Source organism: Sphingomonas aerophila, from assembly GCF_014199305.1.
Taxonomy (GTDB): domain Bacteria; phylum Pseudomonadota; class Alphaproteobacteria; order Sphingomonadales; family Sphingomonadaceae; genus Sphingomonas; species Sphingomonas aerophila.
The window spans coordinates 222,690-242,170 of sequence record NZ_JACIJK010000005.1 but is presented as its reverse complement, the minus strand read 5'-3'; the positions used below and the strand labels follow the sequence as shown (position 1 = coordinate 242,170).

Sequence of the window (19,481 nt, the reverse complement as noted above, 5' to 3'; positions counted from 1 at the left end):
GCTAGCGAGTAACCTGCGTGAAGCTGCCAAGCCGGCAAAAGGGGAAACTGCCCGCACCCGTTGCGCGGGCCTGGGTCGTCTCGACCAGGCGAAAGCGGTCGCCCGGGCACACTCGGCGTCCGTCGCGATTGTCCCACACGATCTGGCGAAAGCGGTTCAACTCGCCAAGGTTCGGGCACTCGCTTGCGAGCGTGTTACGATAGGTCCGCTTGCCCGTCAGTTGGAAATCGATCGCGGCGGGGCCGGCCGGCTGCTGGCTGACCACCTGGTCAAGGTCGATGCACGGTCCCGATGGCGCCCGGTCGTGCGCCACCGCCGGGCCCAGTGATGTGAGCAGCGTGGAGGCCAGCAGGGCGAGCGCGGGGAGGCGAATCATGAAGCCGGAACGCGCGAGCGTGCCTGGCCGCTCCCGGTCGCATCCAGAAAGGCTGACACCCAGACTAGCGGCGCGTTCCAGTTGATGGCCACTTCGTTCATCGAATAAGCGCGCCAGTCGTCGGTCCAGCATGTCATGCCGGTGCAGCGGCCCTTGAACGTCTTGGCGATCGGATCGGCATCGAGCGACGTTGAGTTGGGGCCGCCCGACAGCACGCCGCTGGGCGGTGCCGGGTAGCGCGGGTCGGTCGGATGCCAGAAGCGATGATGGGGAAAGCGCATCGGGCGCGTGCCGACGCCGGTCACGAAGGACTGGCCAAGCGCGTTGCGGCCGAGCACCCAGTCGAGCGTGTCGACCGCTGCGTCCCGATACCCCGCCTTGCCGGTCAACTGATAGACAACGCCCAGCAGCATGGCGCGGTTGAGCAGGGTGGAGGTCGATCCCCAGCCAAAGCGATCGCCCGCGAGGGGCAGGCGATAGCCGCTGGTCATTCGCTCTCCCATCAGAGCGTCGGCCCGGCCGATCAGCGCGGCGCGAACGCGGGCACGCGTCGGGGCCGAAAGCCTGGTCGCGACGGTGGCAAGCGTGAACAGCCCCGCCTGGTCTAGCTTGCCCCAGCTGAGGTCGTCATTCGGGGTGTTCAGGTAAGGCGACCCGTCGATCACCGCCGCGAAGCGTGGGTCGCCGGTGGTGGCGTACAGCTCCGCCGCTGCCCAGAACCGCTCGTCCGACCAGTCGCGGTCGCCATATCCGCCAGAGCCGGTGAAGGTCGGGCTGGCGACCAGCTTCGGGTGGCGCTCCGCCGCCGCCCAGGCCCGCTGCGCAGCTTTCAGCGCAGTGTCGGCAAAGGCGGGGTCGCTTGCCCGGTACACGCGCGCGGCCTGCGCTGCGACGGCGGCGAGGTTGAGCGTCGCGGCCGTCGAGGGCGGATAAAGCCAGCGTGGCTCCTTGTCCTCGGCCGGGGCGGTGGGCAGCGCGGTCCAATGTTCGTCCGCAACCTTTGTATGGGCGAGGCCGCCGGCGTCGATCTCCTGAAACACGGGCTTGGCTGCCATCGGATCAACCGGCACCTTCAGGCGCGCGCCGTCCGGGATCTGCATGGACAGGAGGAACTTCACCTCCACCCGCGCCTCGTCCAGCAGGTCGTCGGCGCCATTGCCGCGCTCGGGCAGTTGCAACGTGCCATCGGCGAACAGGTAGGGCCGGCCCCATGCGCTGAGGCGCTGGTGCAGGTCCAGCAGCGTCCACGTGCTGATCCCGCCGTTGACCACATATTTGCCCTGATCGCCCGCGTCGTACCAACCGCCCGTGGTGGTCAGCCGATAGGTGCAGCCCGGCCATTTGGTCCCCCGCTCGTCGGTCTTGGCGAAGCATGTCACTGTTTCGTCCGTGTGGCCCGCGGGGCGGGCGAGGTCTGGGCGTTCCACATAGGCGCGCTCGATCGGCACGCCGCTGCGCTGTTGGTAGAAGAAGGCCATCGCGGCGGCCGGCAGACGCGCAAACGGGCGCGGGCCGATCGCGAAGCGGTCGCTGGTCCCGGCTACGCCTGCCACGCGGAGCTGGTAGCCATCGCCGGCCTGGCGAAAGGAGGAGATGTCGACGCGGTGTACCGGCCGCCCGGAACCGGGATCGCGGCCGAACGGGGTTGTGCGGCCCGATGCAACCGTTCGCCCGGCGCGGTCGAGCAGCGTCCAGTTCAGTGGCGTCGGCGAAGCGCTTTCCACGATGGCGAGCTTGGGGCCCGTGGTCTCAAAGCCAAGCTGCCCTATCAGGATCGCGGGGGCAGAAGACGTCGTCTGAGCACTGGTAGCGGTACCCAGCAACAGGGGAGCAACAAACGGCATCGCCGCCAAAAAGACTGGTCGCATTCGCGCTTCTTCCCTACAGTATGACAACGTTAGCGAGAACGTTATCAAGGCTGGACGGCTACTGGTTCAAGGCATTGCCGGAGCCCGCCTTATCAGGAGAGGACGCATGAAGGGCAAGGCTGGATGGATGGCGGGGGCGGCCGGGCTGCTGGCCGTGATGGGTGCCGCACCGCTGATCGCGCAGGTCGCGAACGGGGCCGCTTCGGCGACGGCGCACCCGGAAAGTTGGCCCAAGCTCAACAACCGGCGCCAGCGCGATCCCAAGGTTGAAACGCGCGTCGAGCAGATCCTGTCGCGCATGTCCGTCGAGGACAAGGTCGGCCAGCTGATTCAGGTCGACATCGCGTCGATCACCCCCAAGGACCTGGAAACCTATAAGTTCGGCTCTGTGCTGAACGGCGGCAGCTCGGGCCCCTATGGCAACGACAAGGCGCCTGCGTCCGACTGGCTGAAGTTGGCGGACGAGTTCTACGACGCGTCGATGAAGCGGTCCGACACGCGGCCAAAGGTGCCCGTGATCTGGGGCACCGACGCGGTGCACGGCGCCAACAACATCATCGGCGGGACGCTCTACCCTCACAATATCGGCCTCGGCGCGATGCGTGATCCCGACTTGGTCAAGCGGATCGGCCAGGCGACGGCGGAGGAAACCGCCGCTACCGGGCAGGATTGGACCTTTGCGCCGACTGTGGCGGTGGTGCAGGACGACCGTTGGGGCCGCACCTATGAAAGCTATTCCGAGGACCCGGCCATCGTCGCTTCCTATGCCGGCAAGATGGTTGAAGGCATCCAGGGCACGGTTGGTCAGGACTTCATGGGCCCGGGCCATGTCATGTCCTCGATCAAGCACTTCCTGGCCGATGGCGGCACGGGCGGCAAGGATCAGGGCGACGCGCGCATCTCCGAAGACGCGCTGCGCGACATCCACGCCGCGGGCTATGTGACCGGCCTGGAAGCAGGCGCGCTGATCGTGATGCCTAGCTTTTCGAGCTGGAACGGTACCAAGATGACGGCGAACAAGAGCCTGCTGACCGGCGTGCTCAAGGAGCGCTGGGGCTTTGACGGCTTCGCCGTCAGCGACTGGAACGCGCATGGCCAGGTGCCCGGCTGCACCACCGAAGATTGCCCCGCCGCGATCAACGCGGGCCTCGACATGTTCATGTATTCGGGCCCGAAGTGGAAGGAGCTCTACGCCAACACGCTGGCCGAGGCGAAGGACGGGCGTATCCCCGCCGCTCGCCTCGACGACGCCGTTCGCCGCATCCTGCGCGTCAAGCTGATCGCCGGCACGTTCGAGCACGGCCGTCCGTCGAGCCGGCCGATGGCAGGCGAGTTCAACCGGATCGGCAGCCCCGAACACCGCGCCCTGGCGCGCGAGGCGGTGGCAAAGTCGCTGGTGCTGCTGAAGAACAATGGCGGCGTGCTGCCGATCAAGGCGGGCGCCAACGTCCTCGTCGCGGGCAAGGCGGCCGACAGCATCGCCCAGGCGGCCGGCGGCTGGTCGATCACCTGGCAGGGGACGGAAGTCTCCAACGCCGACTTCCCCCACGCCCAGTCGATCTGGAGCGGACTGGACGAGAACATCCGGGCGGCGGGCGGCCGCGCCACCCTGTCGGCGGACGGCAGCTACGCTGCCAAGCCCGACGTCGCGATCGTGGTATTCGGCGAAACGCCCTATGCCGAATTCGTGGGTGACCGCCCCAGCCTGGAATACAGCCCTGAGGACAAGAGCGACCTCCAGCTGCTCAAGAAGCTGAAGGCGGCGGGCGTGCCTGTCGTGGCGGTGTTCCTGTCAGGCCGGCCGATGTGGGTGAACCCGGAGGTCAACGCGGCCGACGCCTTCGTCGCGGCATTCCTGCCGGGTACAGAAGGCGGCGGCGTTGCCGACGTGCTGGTCGCGGGCAAGGGCGGCGCGGCCAAGCGCGACTTCCACGGCACGCTCAGCTTCTCATGGCCCAAGCGCATCGACCAGAATGTGCTCAACCGTCGCGATCCGAACTACGACCCGCTGTTCCCGATCGGCTACGGCCTGACCTATGCCGCGCCCAAGAGCCTGGCGAAGCTGGACGAGACGCGGCCGGCGGTGACCGTGGGTGACACCTCGACGCTGTTCGGGCGTGGCCGGGTAATCGCAGGCGGCAAGCTGACCCCGACCGGCGCGGTGGCGGTGACGCGTGTCGACCGCAACGCGCAGGAGGACTCGCTTCGGCTCACCTGGACCGGCGCGGGTGAGGCGGCGATCCAGGTTGCGCGCCCGATCGACTATCGGCGTGAGGCGAACGGGGAGTTGAGCCTGGTCGTCAACTATCGCGTCGTCACGCCCGCAAGCGGTCAGTTGACCGTGACGATGACCGGGGGAAAGGCGGCTCGCGTGCCCGTGACCAGCTTGTTGACGGCAGCGGCCGGAACATGGGGCGAAATGGCGGTGCCGCTCCGCTGCTTCGCCACCGGGGGTGTCGATATGGCCGCGGTGACGCGTCCCTTCGCGATCGCGTCCACCGGTGCGGCCCGGATCGATGTGTCATCGGTGCGGATCGCCAGCAGCGGCGCTCCCGGAGCAGCCTGCCCCCGCTGAGGCGCCAGTTGGCGAGCGTCGGCCGATAGGATAGCCTCTTCCGAAACAGAACGGAGAAGGATGCCATGGCCACGCTCGCCCCGGCCGACGCACGGGTTCATGCCGCCGAGATCCACGCGAACGGGTATGCGCCGGGCGAGTGGGAAGCGCGGGTGGACCTGGCGGCCGCCTATCGCCTCGTCGCGCTATACGGGTGGGACGACCTGATCTTCACCCACCTGTCGGCGCGGGTGCCGGGACCCGAGCACCATTTCCTGATCAACCCGTACAACATGATGTTCGAGGAGATCACGGCGTCCAGCCTGGTGAAGATCGACGTTGACGGAAACCCGGTCGGCAAGACCGACCAGCCGGTCAATCCAGCCGGCTTTACCATCCATTCCGCCATCCACATGGCCCGCGAGGACGCGGCGGCGGTGATGCACCTCCACACTCCGCACGGGCAGGCGGTGTCCGCAATGCGCTTTGGCCTGTTACCGCACACCCAGACCGCGATGATCGCGGGGCATGACGTCGCGTATCATGATTATGAGGGCATCGCGACGGACCTGGACGAGCGCGAGCGGCTGGTCGCGGACCTTGGCGCCCGCAATGCCATGATCCTGCGCAACCACGGCACGCTGGCGGTCGGCGAGAGTGTCGGCGCGTGCTTCGTCCGCCTGTATTTCCTGGAGCGCGCGTGCGAGGCGCAGGTACTCATGCTCGCCGCCGGCCGCGACAATCTCAACGACCCGCACGAAGATGTCGGCGCAAAGGTCGCAATGCAATCCAACCCCAAGGGCATGGGCATGGTCGCCGAGCGGCTCGCCTGGCCCGCGCTGAAGCGCAAGCTCGACCGGGTGGACCCAACCTACAAGAACTAACCCTGCGCGTCGGGGGCCAGGGCGGGGTTGAAGTTCAGGGAACCCTTGAGGGCCGGACGGCGATTATCCGCAAGGCTGCCTCGGGCGCGATGGCGACGCGGCCGCCGCACGGGTGGTCGGGGACCCGGCTTGCTACGCTAGCCGCGAACGCCGGACACGAAAAAGGGCGGGGCGACGTCGCCGGGCATTGCTGCCATGGCGACGCCGCTCCGCCCCGATCGACTGATTAGTCGCGGTCGCCGGTCAGGAAGGCGGGAGCGAACTCGGGCGCGGGGCCGTCATCGTTGCCGCCGCCATTGCCCTGGCCACCCTGGCCGCTTTCGCGGCGGGGGCCGCGATCGCCACGGTCGCCACGGTCACGACGTGGGCCGCCTTCACGACGGGGGCCACGGTCGCCACCGCGATCACCACCACGGTCGCCACCGCGATCACCACGGGGACCACGATCGCCGCGACCTTCACCACCCTCACGAGGCTGGCGGGCAGGACGGCTGTCCTCCAGCTCTGCGCCGGTTTCCTGGTCGACGACGCGCATCGACAGGCGAACCTTGCCGCGCGGATCGATCTCGAGGACCTTGACCTTAACGTCCTGACCCTCGGACACGACGTCCGTCGGCTTCTCGACCCGCTCGTTCTTCATCTCGGACACGTGGACGAGGCCGTCCTTGCCACCCATGAAGTTCACGAACGCGCCGAAGTCGACGATGTTGACGACCTTGCCATTGTAGATCTTGCCGACCTCGGCCTCTTCGACCAAGCCCTTGATCCAGTTCACCGCGGCTTCGATCTGCGCCGGGTCGGAGGAGCTGACCTTGATCACGCCCTCGTCGTCGATGTCGACCTTCGCACCGGTGGTGGCGACGATCTCACGGATCACCTTGCCGCCCGTGCCGATCACTTCGCGGATCTTGGACTTGTCGATGGTGAAGGTCTCGATCCGCGGCGCGTGCGCCGACAGCTCGTTCCGGGTCTCGCCCAGTGCCTTCGCCATTTCGCCCAGGATGTGGGCGCGGCCCTCATGCGCCTGTGCCAGGGCGACGCGCATGATCTCCTCGGTGATGCCGGCGATCTTGATGTCCATCTGCAGCGAGGTGATGCCTTCGCTGGTGCCGGCCACCTTGAAGTCCATGTCGCCGAGGTGATCCTCGTCGCCCAGGATGTCCGACAGGACGGCGAACTTCTCGCCTTCCAGGATCAGGCCCATCGCGATGCCCGATACCGGACGCTTCAGCGGCACGCCCGCGTCCATCAGGCTGAGCGAGCCACCGCACACCGTCGCCATCGACGAGGAGCCGTTGCTCTCCGTGATGTCGGAGGTGACACGGATGGTGTAGGGGAACTCTTCCTTGGTCGGCAGCACCGGGTGCAGCGCGCGCCAGGCAAGCTTGCCGTGACCAATTTCACGACGCCCCGGCGCGCCGAAGCGGCCCACTTCGCCGACCGAATAGGGCGGGAAGTTATAGTGGAGCATGAAGTTTTGGTACGACAGGCCATTGAGGCCGTCGATCATCTGCTCGGCGTCCTTGGTGCCGAGAGTGGTCGTGGCGATGGTCTGCGTTTCACCGCGGGTGAACAGCGCGGAGCCATGCGCACGCGGCAGGAAGTGAACTTCCGCTTCGATCGGGCGCACCGTCTTGGTGTCACGGCCGTCGATACGGACGCCTTCGTTCAGGATCTGGCCGCGGACGATCTCCGCCTCCAGCTTCTTCACGAGCTTGAGCGTGCCGAGATACTCGGCCGGGTTCTCGTGCTTCAGCGTCTCGAACGCGTCGCGGGCCTTGGTGCGGGCTTCGTTGACCGCGGTCTGGCGCTCCGCCTTGTTGGTCAGCTTGTAGGCAGCGGCCAGGTCAGCGCCGATCAGCTCGCGCAGCTTGTTCTTGTGGGCCGACAGGTCGGCGCCGGACTTCAGCTCCCAAGGCTCCTTGGCAGACTTTTCGGCGAGCTGGATGATTGCGTCGATCACCTGCTGCGACGCCTTGTGCGCGAACATCACCGCGCCCAGCATCACATCCTCGGACAGCTCCTTGGCTTCCGACTCGACCATCATCACCGCGTCCTGGGTCGCGGCAACCATCAGGTCGAGCTCGCCCGTCGCGATCTCGGCGTCCGACGGGTTGAGTTGATACTCACCGTCCTTGTAGCCGACGCGCGCCGCGCCGATCGGGCCCATGAAGGGCACGCCCGACAGCGTCATCGCTGCCGATGCGGCAACCATGGCGAGCAGGTCCGGCTCGTTCTCGCCGTCATAGCTCATCACCTGCGCGATGCAGTTGATCTCGTTGTAGAAGCCCTCTGGGAACAGCGGGCGGATCGGACGGTCGATCAGGCGGCTGACCAGCGTTTCACGCTCGGTTGCGCCACGCTCACGCTTGAAGAAGCCGCCCGGGATGCGCCCCGCCGACGAGAACTTTTCCTGGTAGTGGACGGTGAGCGGGAAGAAATCCTGCCCTTCCTTGACGCCTTTGGCAGCCGTCACGGCGCACAGCACCACCGTTTCGCCGAGCGTGGCGATCACTGCGCCGTCCGCCTGGCGGGCAACCTTGCCCGTTTCGAGCGTGAGGGTCTTGCCGCCCCACTCGATGCTGACCTTCTGGGTATCGAACATTCTGTTTCCTTCACTCCTCACGCCCGATGCGGGAGGGGCCTATCTGCGAGCTAAGCCGGCTCGCGGCGGTGTGGAGCGTGTTGATGGCTCCATGCCCGTGTCGCCGGATTGCGACGGGGCGGATAAGAGAAGGGCGACCCGAAGGCCGCCCTTTTCCGTCACTTGCGAAGGCCGAGCTTCGCAATGAGAGCGAGATACCGATCGCCGTCCGACTTGCGGAGGTAATCAAGCAGCGCGCGACGCTTGTTGACCAGCATCAGAAGTCCGCGACGCGAATGGTTGTCCTTGGCGTGACCCTTGAAGTGCTGGGTCAGGTTGCTGATCCGCTCGGAAAGGATCGCGACCTGCACCTCGGGGGAGCCGGTGTCACCCTCGCCGCGGCCATGTTCGGAAATGAGCGCCTGCTTGCGCTCCGCCGTGATCGACATGTGCTAGTCCTTCGACATCGTGTTTACAGGTTGAAGCCGCGTTCGACCCGCACCATCCCGCCGGAAACATCGACCAGCGCCACAGGGACGTCGTCGAGCAAGGCAAAGGCAGTGCCGTCATCGGCGGCAATCCCGGCCAGAACACGCCCCTGTCGAAGCGCCCCTGCCTGGTCGGGAGTGAGGGAGAAAGCCGGGATGTCGTCCAGCCCCGCCCTCAACGGCAGAAGTAACTGTTCAAGGTTGCGCGCCTTAGCGGCTTCGTTCCAATTGTCCAGCGATATCGCCTGGGCAAGGTCGAACGGGCCTGCCTTTATCCGGTGCAGATAGGTCACATGACCCACCGTACCCAGCGCCAGCGCGATGTCCCGCGCCAGGGACCGTATGTAAGTGCCCTTTGACACGTGCGCCACCAGGGTCGCCTCGGCAAGTACGCCAGCGTCCGCCGCCTCGATGGACAGGGAATGGATCATCACCGATCGCGTCGCGAGCGCCACGTCCTCGCCTGCGCGGGCGAGGTCATAGGCGCGGGCACCATCAACCTTCAGCGCCGAATAAGCCGGCGGCACCTGCTCGATCGGGCCGGTAAAGCGGGGCAACACCGCCGCCAGTTGGGCAGCATCGGGCCGCACCGGGCTGGTCGCGACCACTTGGCCCTCGCGGTCGAGGGTGTCGGTCTGCTCACCGAAGCGGATGGTAAAGGCATAGACTTTGTCGCTGTCGAGCATCCGGCCGGCAAGCTTGGTCGCTTCCCCGACCGCGATCGGCAACACGCCCGAGGCGAGTGGGTCGAGCGTGCCGCCATGGCCGACCTTGGCCTTGCCGTGCCCCGCTTCGCGCAGGCCCCGCTTGATCGCGCCCACCGCCTGGGTGGAGCCAAGCCCCAGCGGCTTGTCCAGGATGATCCAGCCGTGGAGGGCCATCAGGCGATCGCTCGCGCAAGGTCGAGCAACTGGCCAAGCAGCCAGCGCGCGGGCGGGCCCACGACGCGCGCGACGATGTCCGCGCCGGGCACCAGCATCGGCAATACCACCAGCAACCCGATCAGCAGCAGGAACCCGTAACGGCCGATGCTCGCATAGCGGCGGGCAAGGGGGCGGGGCAGCAGCCCTTCCACCACATGGCCGCCATCAAAGGGCGGGATCGGCAACAGGTTGAAGATGGCCAGGAAAACGTTGACCATCAGGAACGAGAAAAGGATGTCCGCCGCAAAGCGCGGCGCGCCACTGGCCGGCAGCGTGCCGCCCAGGCTGGCCGACAACAGCCCCAGGCCGAACGCGCCCAGGATCGCGAGCGCGAGGTTCATTCCCGGCCCGGCAAGCGCGACCAGCATCATGCCGGTGCGTGGCCGGCGCAGGCAGGCTGCGACGACGGGCACGGGCTTCGCCCAGCCGAATACCGGCGCACCCGCGATCGCCAGGCTGAGCGGCAGCAGCACGGTGCCGACCGGATCGACGTGGCGAACGGGGTTGAAGCTCAGCCGCCGCTGCTCGGCCGCGGTAGGGTCGCCAAGCCAGCGCGCGACCCAGCCATGCGCGACTTCGTGAAAGACGATGGCAATGACGAGTGGCACGATCCACACGGCCGCGCGGTAGACGATATTGTCGGAGGACATGGACGGAACATAGGCGAGCGTGCCGGTCGGCGCCAGCAACGCCGTGGCGTAATCAGGCGCTGCCCAGCGCCTCCACGAAGTGCCGTCGGCACAGCGCGACATAGCGGTCGTTGCCGCCGATCTCCGTCTGCGCTCCCTCCCCGATGGCACCCCCCGCAGCGTCGACCCGCAGGTTCATGGTCGCCTTGCGTCCGCAGGTGCACACCGATTTGATCTCGACCAGCGAATCGGCAAGCGCGAGCAGGCGGGCGGAGCCGGGGAACAATTCTCCCTGAAAGTCGGTGCGCAACCCATAAGCGAGGACGGGGATGTCGTGCGCGTCGGCCAGGCGCGCCAGACTGTCGACCTGCCCGCTCGTAAGGAATTGCGCCTCGTCCACCAGGACGCAGGCAAGCGCCTCCGTACGGTGCCGTTCCAGCACCAGGGCGGCGAGATTGGTACCGGGATCGAACGGAGTGGCCGATGCTTCCAGCCCGATGCGCGAGGTGATGGTGCCCGGCGCGAACCGATCATCGATCGCGGCGGTGAACAACATGGTCGACATGCCGCGCTCGCGATAATTGAAGTCGGCCTGGAGCAAGTTGGTCGACTTCCCCGCGTTCATCGAGGCGTAGTAGAAATAAAGCTTGGCCATGCGCCGACGATTGGCGGATCGGCGCCCGCGTCGCCACGGCTTTTTTCATGGGAGCCGCCGCGGCGTTCCGATTGCTGGCGGCATCGCAGCGGGGCATGGTGGCGCCATGCAGGTCGTCAAAGCACCCCTCCTCCTTCTCTTGGCTGGCTGCCTGTCCGGGTGCATCGCGGCGGCCGTGCCGTTGGTCGCAGCGGGCGGCGTCGCCGCAAGCGCCACCGCGCGTCCCGACCGGGCTGATCGGGAGGAGAGGCGGGCGGCCAGACGCGCGGCCAAGCAAGCAAAGCGTGAGGAAAGGACCGCCGCGGCTGCGCCACTGCCCGCTCCTAAGCCGCTTCCGGCCGACCCGACACAGCGGCGGGCGGGACAGTTCTACGCCGGCTCTCTGCCCCGCCCGGACGGCAGTGATGCCCCGCCGGTGCCGCCAGCCGAGGCTCAATCAGCGCCAATCACGCCACCGCTTGTGAGCAGCGAAGGCACGCCGCCTGCAGCCTCACCTGCCGGCGCGACCTGGGCGGATCTGGGCCATTATGTCGCCGGCCATATGCCCGCGACCCGAAGCGTGCTCTTGGACCGGGGCAGCGACAGTGCCGACCCGCGCTGGATCACGTGCGAGGGCAAGGAGCCAGCGGTACTCGCGACGGTTTCGGTGACCCTGGGGCCGGCGCCGGCCGGGGGGCATCGGGGAACAGGCCCGACAATGGCTTGGGGCGCTGAACACGATCGGGGTCAAGCTGGTCTTTGTCGCCGGCGATGACGGGGAGGCGGAGAGGGCCCGCGCGGCGCTCGCCAAGGCCGGACTGCCCGCTCCCGTCGCGGGCGACACGCTGCTGATCGGCGGCTCCGCCGTGTCGGTGCGGGCGAGCGTTGCCGCGCGCTATTGCGTGGTGGCGCTTGCGGGGCGGGTCGCGGCTGACTTCCCCAATGCGCTGACCCCGGCAACATCGCCGCCCGCCCTGCAGCCGATCTGGGGCGCCGGCTGGTTCCTGTTCGGCGACAAGCCAGCCGCGCCGTGATCGCCCTTGCTGTCGTGCCCCGTTCATCTCACCCGATCTAGGTGGGCGCGACAAGGAGGCGGATGATGAACAATTGGGTGGCGGCCAGTCTGTTGAGCTCGATCGGCCTGAGCGGCCTGCTGGCGACGGCAGCGGCGGCAAGCGTCGATACCTCACCCAAGCCCGGCGGCGTGTATCGCCTGAAACCCGGCATCTTCGTTGAGCAGGGTACCCGGTGCGAGGACGCGCCCAATGCGTCGATCCGCCTTTACGATGGGCGTGGGATCAGCACCGCCCACACCCGAGCCTGTCGCGCGAAGGTCGTGTCACGCCGCGGTAGCCGGTACACGGTGCGTCAGTCCTGTATTGATGCCGGGGCCGGACCGGCCCCCCGCTTTGTTGAGACCCAGACACTGACGGTGCGCGATGCGCTGACCTTTACCTTGGGCAAGGGCACACGCGCCGCAACCTACCGCTATTGCCCGGTGTACCAGTTGCCGCCGGGTCTCAGGAGCGCAGTACCGCGCTGATCGCGATCACGTTTCGGACGGCTGCTCGCCCAGGTCCCGGGCAACGGCGGGCGCGCGCAGCAGGGCGTCGATATGGCTGCCCTCGTCAAAGCTTTGGTCGGGCAGGAACTTCAGCTTGGCCGCGTACCTCATTTTCACCCGGTGGGCGACCTCGCGCTGCAGGAACGCGGTGTTGGTGCGCAGCGCCTTGATGACGGCCTCCTCATCCCGGCCCAGCAACGGTTTCACGAACACCGTGGCATGGCGAAGGTCGGATGACATGCGGACTTCGGTCACCGACACCATGTGCTTGGCCAAGGTCTCGTCATGCACGTCACCGCGCTGCAGGATCTCCGACAGGATATGCCGAACCTGTTCACCGACGCGCAGTGTGCGGACCGATGCAGCGCCGGCCTGGCTGGCGGGCTTAGCCACGCTTGATCTCCGAATAAAAGGTAAGCCGATTGCCGGACGGGTCGGTGACTGTCACCTCCTGCGTGTCCCAGGGCGTCGTTGACGGCGCGCCTGGACGGCAGTTGCCGTGCTCCTTGGCCCTGAGTGCGGCTGCATAGCCGACCACGTCATCCACGGCCACGCGAATGGCCGAGCCGGGCGTGGCATCGCCAAAGTGTTCGGTCAGGTGCAGCACGCACTCGCCATGGCGCACCCCCATGTAGAGCGGCGCCCATTCTTCGAAACGTGCCTCGAACATCAGCTCGAAACCTAGGAAGTCCAGGTAGAAGTCGCGGGTGCGCGCTTCATCAAAGCTGCGCAGGATGGGAACCGGCCTGCCGAATACAACCATGACCGGTTCCCGTGCTCCTTAGAGCGTACGCTCGCGCAGTTCGACTTCATAGGTTTCAAGGTAGTCGCCCGCCTTGATGTCCGTGAAGTTCTGCGTGAACGTCACGCCACATTCCAGCCCCGCGCGAACCTCGGCCACGTCGTCCTTGAACCGCCGAAGCGATGCAATCTCACCCTGGTAGATGATGACGTCGTTGCGCGTGATACGTGCCTTGAGTGCCTTGCGAATGACGCCGTCCGTGACAAGCAGACCCGCAGCCCTGCCCGTCTTGCCCGCGGAGAACACTTCGCGGATCTCGGCGCGGCCCACAACCGTCTCGAACGCCTCCGGTCCGAGCTCGCCCGCCATGCCGGCGCGGATCTCGTCCACCAGGTCGTAGATGACGTCATAGTACTTAAGCGCAACCTTTTGCCGCTCGGCGATCTCGCGCGCCTTGGCATTGGCGCGGACGTTGAAGCCGATGATCGGCGCCCCCGATGCACCCGCCAGCGTCACGTCGGATTCGGTAATGCCGCCGACACCGGAGTGCAGGATGCGCGCGCGGATGAGATCGGTGGAGATCTTGTTGATCGACCCCACGATCGCTTCCACCGTGCCCTGCGTATCGGCCTTGACGACGAGCGGATACTCCATCGCCTGATCCGCCCGCAGCGCAGAGAACATGCTTTCCAGGCTGGCCGGAGCCGTTGTGGTCCGCTTCTGCGTCAGCACGCTCTGGCGATACTCGGCGACCTCACGGGCCCGCGCCTCGTTCTCGACCACCTGAATCGGGTCACCCGCCGACGGGACACCGGAGATGCCCAGCACCTCCACCGGCATTGCCGGGCCCGCTTCCTTGATCTGGCGTCCCTTGTCGTCGACCAGCGCACGGACCTTGCCCGATTCCGCGCCGATCACGAACACGTCGCCGACCCGAAGTGTGCCACGGTTGACCAGCACGGTTGCAACCGGACCGCGACCCTTGTCGAGCTTCGCCTCGATCACCGTGCCCTCGCCCGGACGATCCGGGTTGGCGCTCAGTTCAAGCAGTTCGGCCTGAAGCTGGATCTTCTCGATCAGGTCGTCGAGGCCGGTCTTCTTGAGCGCGGATACTTCCACGTTCTGGACGTCGCCGCCCATTTCCTCGACCACGACCTCATGCTCCAACAGGCGCTCGCGCACGCGCTGGGGATTGGCCTCGTACTTGTCGACCTTGTTGATCGCGACGATCATCGGAACGCCCGCCGCTTTGGTGTGGTGGATGGCCTCGATCGTCTGCGGCATCAGCCCGTCGTCGGCCGCCACAACCAGCACCACGATGTCCGTGACGTTGGCGCCACGCGCGCGCATCTGGGTGAAGGCCTCGTGACCCGGCGTATCCAGGAAGGTGATCCTAGACTTATCCTTCAGCGTCACCTGGTATGCACCGATGTGCTGGGTGATGCCGCCGGCCTCGCCGCGAACCACGTCCGTGCCACGCAGCGCGTCGAGCAGCGACGTCTTGCCGTGATCAACATGGCCCATGATGGTGACCACGGGCGGGCGGGGACGCAGGCTGTCGGGCGCATCCTCAGACACGTCGATCGCAAGATCGATATCCGATTCAGACACGCGGCTGATGTTGTGGCCGAACTCGGTCACCAGCAGCTCGGCCGTATCCTGGTCGATGGTCTGCGTCATGGTGACGGGCATGCCCATCTTGAACAGTGCCTTCACCAGGTCCGCGCCCTTTTCGGCCATGCGGTTGGCGAGTTCCTGCACGGTGATCGCTTCGGGCACCTGGACGTCGCGGACCTGCTTGGCCTGCTGGTCGCGCGGACCACCAAAGCTGCGCTTTTCCTTTTCGCGCGCACGCTTCAGGGCAGCTAGGCTGCGGGCGCGGGCGCCGTCCTCGTTCAGGGCGCGGTTGACGGTCAGCTTGCCGCCACGACGCTCGTCACCCTTGCGATCGCGCTGTTGCGGCGAAGGCCTGGCAGGGGCGTTGCGTGGAGTTGCCTGGCCGCCCGACAACGGACGCTGACCCTGACTCTGGGGCTGGGCAGAGGCCGACTGGTTCGTCGTGGCTGCAGCAGGCGCGGCAGCGGCAACAGGCTGCTCCACCGGCTTGGGCTGCGGCTTGGGGATTTCAGGCCGGGCCACGGGCGAGAAGCGGCGCGGCGCGGGCATGGATGGATCGCGCGACAGCTGCAGCGTCGCCGCGGGCTGAGCGCGCACCGGTGCAGGCGCAGGCGCAGGCGCCGGCTTGGGCGCCGGGGCTGGAGCCGCCGCAACCGGCTCTGGCGCCGGAGCAGGGGTGGGCGCAGGTGCCGGGGTCGGCTCAGGCGCGGCCGGCTGTTCGATCACGGGCGGCGCGGCGCGCTCAACCGGACGGAAACCCCGACCAGCGGGCGTCGGCACGCTGATCGGCGCAGGCGCGGGCGCCGCGGCAACAGGCGTCGGCTGAACCGGAGCGGGCTGAACAGGTGCGGGGGCAGGCTCTGGCTCGGGCTGCGGCTCGGGCACCGCGGCTGCGGCAGCCGCACGCTCGGCAACACGCACGCGCTCGGCCTCCGCACGCTGGATCCGCTCCGCCTCGTCACGCCGACGGGCATCCTCCAGCGCGTGCATGCGCTGGTCGTCCGCCTCGCGCAGCAGGCGGGCCTGGCGCTCCTGGGGTGTTTCGTTCGCCGCGGCGGGACGCGGCGCGGGGGCCGGCGCAGGCGCTGGCGCCGGTGTGGGCTCGGCAACAACCTGCGGAGCCTCAGCGGCCGGCGCAGGATCGCCCGGCCGACGGAAGGTGCGGGCCTTCTTGGTTTCCACGATCACCGTGTTCGAGCGGCCGTGGCTGAAGCTCTGCTTCACTTTGCCGGTCTCGACCGTGCGCTTCACGCCCAGGGGCGCGCGCATGCCAAGTTTCGGCTTGTCGTTGTCGGTCTCGCTCACTCAGTGTCCTCGTGTACGTCTACGGCCGGTTCTGTTGGTATCGGCTGCGGCCCGGAAACTCCGGGCGCCGATGAACCTCGCGAGGCCGTTTCGCAAGGCTGGGCATTCTGGTCAGGTCCGATGAAATGCAGCCAGCGACCGAGCGCATCGCTCACCCGCTTGGCCGCAGCGCGGTCTGTCAGCCCGATATGTACCACATTCTCGCGGCCCAGCGCCAACGCCAATATGGTGCGCTCGACCGGCAACGCCAACCCCCGCACATCGCTTCCTTCGCGATCGGATCCGACGCGCCACGCCTGGGCAAGCCGGCGGGCGCCGTCCGAAGCGGCGTCGGCGGCATGGAACAGCGCATGAAGCTGGCCTGAGCGGGCAGCGGTATCGATCCGTTCGGACCCGGTCAGCAGGTTGCCCGCACGCGCTTCCAGGCCCAGCCGGTCCAGCGCGGCGCGCTCCAGCGCGCTGGCGATCAGGTCGGGCAGGTTGGCCGGAATGGTGATCGCGCCCGTCTTGAACGCGCGCGACAGGGCGCCGTGCAGGCGCCCCTTGGCAATGGCGATCTCCAGCTCGGCGCGGGTTACCCCGATCCAGGCGCCACGACCGGGCGCCTTGGCCCGAACGTCGGGCAAGACCTGTCCGTCGGGCGCGAGCGCAAGCCGCACCAGGGCGGCCTGCGAAGCGCGTTCGCGGGTCAGGATGCAGGAACGGACAGGCTCGGCCTCGCGGTTACCCGCGGGACTGCCCTGGCCAGCGGATGGGCGCGTTAGTAACTCATTGCGAGGGTTCCGCATGCGCGTCCTCCCTCGATACCGGCTGGGTGGCCGGCGCATCGCGATCCGCGATGAGCTGGCCACCCGCGCCGTAGTTTTCCGTCGACACTTCCTCGATCACGATCTGGACCGCGGCCGGGTTCTTGCCCAGCCGCGACACCAGCGAGCCCGTCACGTCGGCGACGATCCCGGCCTTCTGCTCCTTGGTGGCGGAACCGGCGAGTCGGATCGACACAAAAGGCATCAGGCCTCCTCGCCCTCCGCGCCTTCGGCTGCTTCTGCTGCTTCGGCAGGAGCTTCCGCTTCATCATCGGCAAACCAGTGCTGGCGCGCGGCCATGATGATCTCGTTACCCTGCTCGTCGGTCAGGCCATAGACGGCCAGGATGCCGCCACGGTTCTCGCTGCGGTCGGGGCGCTTGGGGGCGTCCTCGTTACGGCGGCGGGGCTCGGCGCGCTTCTTTTCGACCAGTTCGTCGGTGGCGAGGTCGGCCAGATCGTCGAGCGTCTTGATCCCCGCCTTGCCCAGCGTGACCAGCATCGTTTCGGTCAGATAGGGCATGGTGGTCAGGTCGTCGGACACGCCCAGCGCGATGCGCTCCTCACGATTGGCGGTTTCGCGACGTTCCAGCGCTTCCTGCGCACGGCTTTGCAGCTCCTGCGCCAGATCCTCGTCAAAGCCCTCGATGCCGGCAAGCTCGTCGATCTCGACATAGGCCACTTCCTCAAGCTCGGAGAAGCCCTCGGCGACCAGCAGCTGGGCCAGCGTCTCGTCCACGTCCAGCTCGGTCTGGAACATCTCGGAGCGCTCAACGAACTCCTTCTGGCGCTTCTCGGAAGCGTCAGCCTCGGTCAGGATGTCGATCGCCTTCGCCGTCAGCTGGCTGGCAAGGCGCACGTTCTGGCCACGGCGGCCGATCGCGAGCGACAGCTGGTCGTCGGGCACGACCACCTCGATCCGGTCCTCTTCCTCGTCGATCACGACGCGGCTGACGTTCGCCGGTTGTAGCGCGTTCACGACAAAGGTCGCGGTGTCGGGCGACCAGGGGATGATGTCGATCTTCTCGCCCTGCATCTCCTGCACCACCGCCTGAACGCGGCTACCCTTCATGCCGACGCAGGCGCCGACCGGGTCGATGGAGGAGTCGTGGCTGATCACGCCGATCTTGGCGCGGCTGCCCGGGTCACGGGCTGCGGCCTTGATCTCGATAATGCCGTCATAGATTTCGGGCACTTCCTGGGCGAACAAGCGCTTCATGAAGTCCGGGTGCGCGCGGGACAGGAAGATCTGCGGCCCGCGGGTTTCGCGAGCGACCTTCAGGATCAGCGAGCGGATGCGGTCGTTGACGCGGACCGCCTCGCGCGGGATCTGCTGGTCACGGCGGATCACGCCCTCGGCGCGGCCAAGGTCCACGACGACATGGCCGAACTCGACACGCTTGACGACACCGGTGATGATCTCACCCTGGCGATCCTTGAACTCTTCATACTGGCGCTCGCGCTCGGCGTCGCGGACCTTCTGGAAGATGACCTGCTTGGCGGCCTGTGCAGCGATGCGGCCGAACTCGATCGGGGGCAGCGGGTCGACGATATAATCGCCGATCTGCGCGCCCTTTTGCAGCTTCTCCGCACCCTTCAGGTCGACCTGGGTGAAGTAGTTGTCGACCGCCTCGACCACTTCCACCACGCGCCACAGGCGCAGGTCGCCCGACGCGGGGTCGAGCTTTGCGCGAATGTCGTTCTCGGCACCATAGCGGGCCTTGGCGGCGCGCTGGATCGCGTCCTCCATGGCCTCGATCACGATGCCCTTGTCGATCATCTTTTCCGACGCGACCGAATTGGCGATCGCGATCAGCTCCGCGCGATTGGCGGTAGCAACACTGGCCATCAGTGGGTGTCCTCTTCTTCGAATTCTTCGAACTCTTCCGCGCCCTCGGTGGCGAGAGGGGCGGTGGCTGCGATGAGCCGGTCGGTAATGGTTAGTTTGGCGTCCGCGATCTGCGACAGCGACACTGTCATCCGCTGATGCCCACGCACGTCGATCGACACCTTGTCATCCTCGATCCCTACCAGGTCGCCGGTCAGGATCTTGCGGCCGTCGACCTTCTCGGCGAGCGTGATGCGCGCTTCGTGCCCGGCCCAATCGGCAAAATCCTTGGACCGGGTGAGGGGCCGGTCGATGCCGGGCGACGATACCTCCAGCCGGTATGCGCCCTCGATCGGGTCGCGGCCTTCTGCTTCAAGCGCGTCCAGCCGATCGGAGATGCGGCGCGACAGGTCAGCGCAATCATCGATGGTCAACTGGCGCGTTTCCGGCCGCTCGGCCATGACCTGCAACGTTGGGTCCGAGGTGCCGCCATACATCTTCACGCGCACCAGGTCGAAGCCGAGAGCCTGCGCTTCGGGTTCGATGATCGTCGTGAGAAGGGCGTTGTCGGTCATGCTGCTCCAGGTACAGGTCGTTGCCGCCGCGGGGCCCAGCCCCGCAGCCTCTTCATCTGGCGATGTAGAGAATAATCATGGATATACCCGCTCTGCCCCTCCTGC

The 19,481-nt window shown here is 67.1% G+C and carries 18 protein-coding genes; 4 read left to right on the top strand and 14 right to left on the bottom strand.

Annotated elements, in window-relative coordinates; all coding sequences use genetic code 11:
- Position 1: 1 nt before the first annotated feature.
- Complete coding sequence (locus FHS94_RS09525) at positions 2-376, bottom strand: hypothetical protein (RefSeq protein WP_184057137.1); 375 nt, start codon at positions 374-376, stop codon at positions 2-4.
- A complete protein-coding gene (locus FHS94_RS09520; protein WP_246348482.1) occupies positions 373-2,220 on the bottom strand; it encodes a glycoside hydrolase family 9 protein in 1,848 nt (615 codons plus the stop codon). Before FHS94_RS09520 ends, FHS94_RS09525 begins: the two co-directional genes overlap by 4 nt.
- Positions 2,221-2,350: 130 nt before the next feature.
- Between FHS94_RS09520 and FHS94_RS09515 the strand changes: the two genes are divergently transcribed.
- Entirely contained in the window at positions 2,351-4,819 is a 2,469-nt protein-coding gene (locus tag FHS94_RS09515) for a glycoside hydrolase family 3 protein (RefSeq protein ID WP_425506173.1), read from the top strand.
- 65 nt (positions 4,820-4,884) lie between these two features.
- A complete protein-coding gene (locus FHS94_RS09510) occupies positions 4,885-5,682 on the top strand; it encodes a class II aldolase/adducin family protein (protein ID WP_184057133.1) in 798 nt (265 codons plus the stop codon).
- Between the two features lie 226 nt (positions 5,683-5,908).
- On the opposite strand, the gene pnp is transcribed toward FHS94_RS09510, so the two are convergent.
- From pnp to FHS94_RS09485, 5 genes are all read right to left on the bottom strand, one after another.
- Complete coding sequence (pnp, locus tag FHS94_RS09505; RefSeq protein ID WP_184057131.1) at positions 5,909-8,287, bottom strand: polyribonucleotide nucleotidyltransferase; 2,379 nt, start codon at positions 8,285-8,287, stop codon at positions 5,909-5,911.
- A 158-nt stretch (positions 8,288-8,445) separates the two neighbouring features.
- Complete coding sequence (rpsO, locus tag FHS94_RS09500; protein WP_184057129.1) at positions 8,446-8,715, bottom strand: 30S ribosomal protein S15; 270 nt, start codon at positions 8,713-8,715, stop codon at positions 8,446-8,448.
- A gap of 23 nt (positions 8,716-8,738) precedes the next feature.
- Complete coding sequence (truB, locus tag FHS94_RS09495) at positions 8,739-9,635, bottom strand: tRNA pseudouridine(55) synthase TruB (protein WP_184057127.1); 897 nt, start codon at positions 9,633-9,635, stop codon at positions 8,739-8,741.
- Positions 9,635-10,327, bottom strand: a complete 693-nt coding sequence (locus tag FHS94_RS09490; protein WP_184057319.1) for a site-2 protease family protein — start codon at positions 10,325-10,327, stop codon at positions 9,635-9,637. Before FHS94_RS09490 ends, truB begins: the two co-directional genes overlap by 1 nt.
- A gap of 52 nt (positions 10,328-10,379) precedes the next feature.
- Positions 10,380-10,961 (bottom strand): thymidine kinase, encoded by a 582-nt coding sequence (locus FHS94_RS09485; RefSeq protein WP_184057125.1) that lies wholly within the window; start codon positions 10,959-10,961, stop codon positions 10,380-10,382.
- A gap of 845 nt (positions 10,962-11,806) precedes the next feature.
- Between FHS94_RS09485 and FHS94_RS09480 the strand changes: the two genes are divergently transcribed.
- Both FHS94_RS09480 and FHS94_RS09475 read left to right on the top strand, forming a co-directional pair.
- Entirely contained in the window at positions 11,807-11,974 is a 168-nt protein-coding gene (locus tag FHS94_RS09480; RefSeq protein ID WP_184057123.1) for a hypothetical protein, read from the top strand.
- 65 nt (positions 11,975-12,039) lie between these two features.
- Positions 12,040-12,483, top strand: a complete 444-nt coding sequence (locus tag FHS94_RS09475; protein ID WP_184057121.1) for a hypothetical protein — start codon at positions 12,040-12,042, stop codon at positions 12,481-12,483.
- A 6-nt stretch (positions 12,484-12,489) separates the two neighbouring features.
- Here the strand turns inward: FHS94_RS09475 and rbfA are convergent, their stop codons facing one another.
- The 7 genes from rbfA to rimP are packed head-to-tail and all read right to left on the bottom strand — an operon-like array spanning position 12,490 to position 19,376.
- On the bottom strand, positions 12,490-12,897 hold the full coding sequence (gene rbfA, locus FHS94_RS09470; protein ID WP_184057119.1) for a 30S ribosome-binding factor RbfA: 408 nt from the start codon (positions 12,895-12,897) through the stop codon (positions 12,490-12,492).
- Positions 12,890-13,267 (bottom strand): glyoxalase superfamily protein, encoded by a 378-nt coding sequence (locus tag FHS94_RS09465; protein ID WP_184057117.1) that lies wholly within the window; start codon positions 13,265-13,267, stop codon positions 12,890-12,892. Before FHS94_RS09465 ends, rbfA begins: the two co-directional genes overlap by 8 nt.
- 18 nt (positions 13,268-13,285) lie before the next feature.
- Positions 13,286-16,168: a translation initiation factor IF-2 gene (gene infB / locus FHS94_RS09460; protein WP_184057115.1), complete on the bottom strand. Its 2,883-nt coding sequence runs from the start codon at positions 16,166-16,168 to the stop codon at positions 13,286-13,288.
- Positions 16,165-16,956, bottom strand: coding sequence for a DUF448 domain-containing protein (locus FHS94_RS09455; RefSeq protein WP_184057113.1), 792 nt, complete (start codon positions 16,954-16,956; stop codon positions 16,165-16,167). The genes infB and FHS94_RS09455 overlap by 4 nt, the downstream gene beginning before the upstream one ends.
- On the bottom strand, positions 16,937-17,179 hold the full coding sequence (locus FHS94_RS09450) for a tautomerase family protein (RefSeq protein WP_184057111.1): 243 nt from the start codon (positions 17,177-17,179) through the stop codon (positions 16,937-16,939). Before FHS94_RS09450 ends, FHS94_RS09455 begins: the two co-directional genes overlap by 20 nt.
- Positions 17,179-18,822 carry a transcription termination factor NusA gene (gene nusA, locus FHS94_RS09445; protein WP_184057109.1) on the bottom strand — a complete coding sequence of 548 codons (1,644 nt, stop codon included), beginning with the start codon at positions 18,820-18,822 and terminating at the stop codon, positions 17,179-17,181. The genes FHS94_RS09450 and nusA overlap by 1 nt, the downstream gene beginning before the upstream one ends.
- Positions 18,822-19,376: a ribosome maturation protein RimP gene (gene rimP, locus FHS94_RS09440; RefSeq protein ID WP_184057106.1), complete on the bottom strand. Its 555-nt coding sequence runs from the start codon at positions 19,374-19,376 to the stop codon at positions 18,822-18,824. Before rimP ends, nusA begins: the two co-directional genes overlap by 1 nt.
- Between the last annotated feature and the right edge of the window lie 105 nt (positions 19,377-19,481).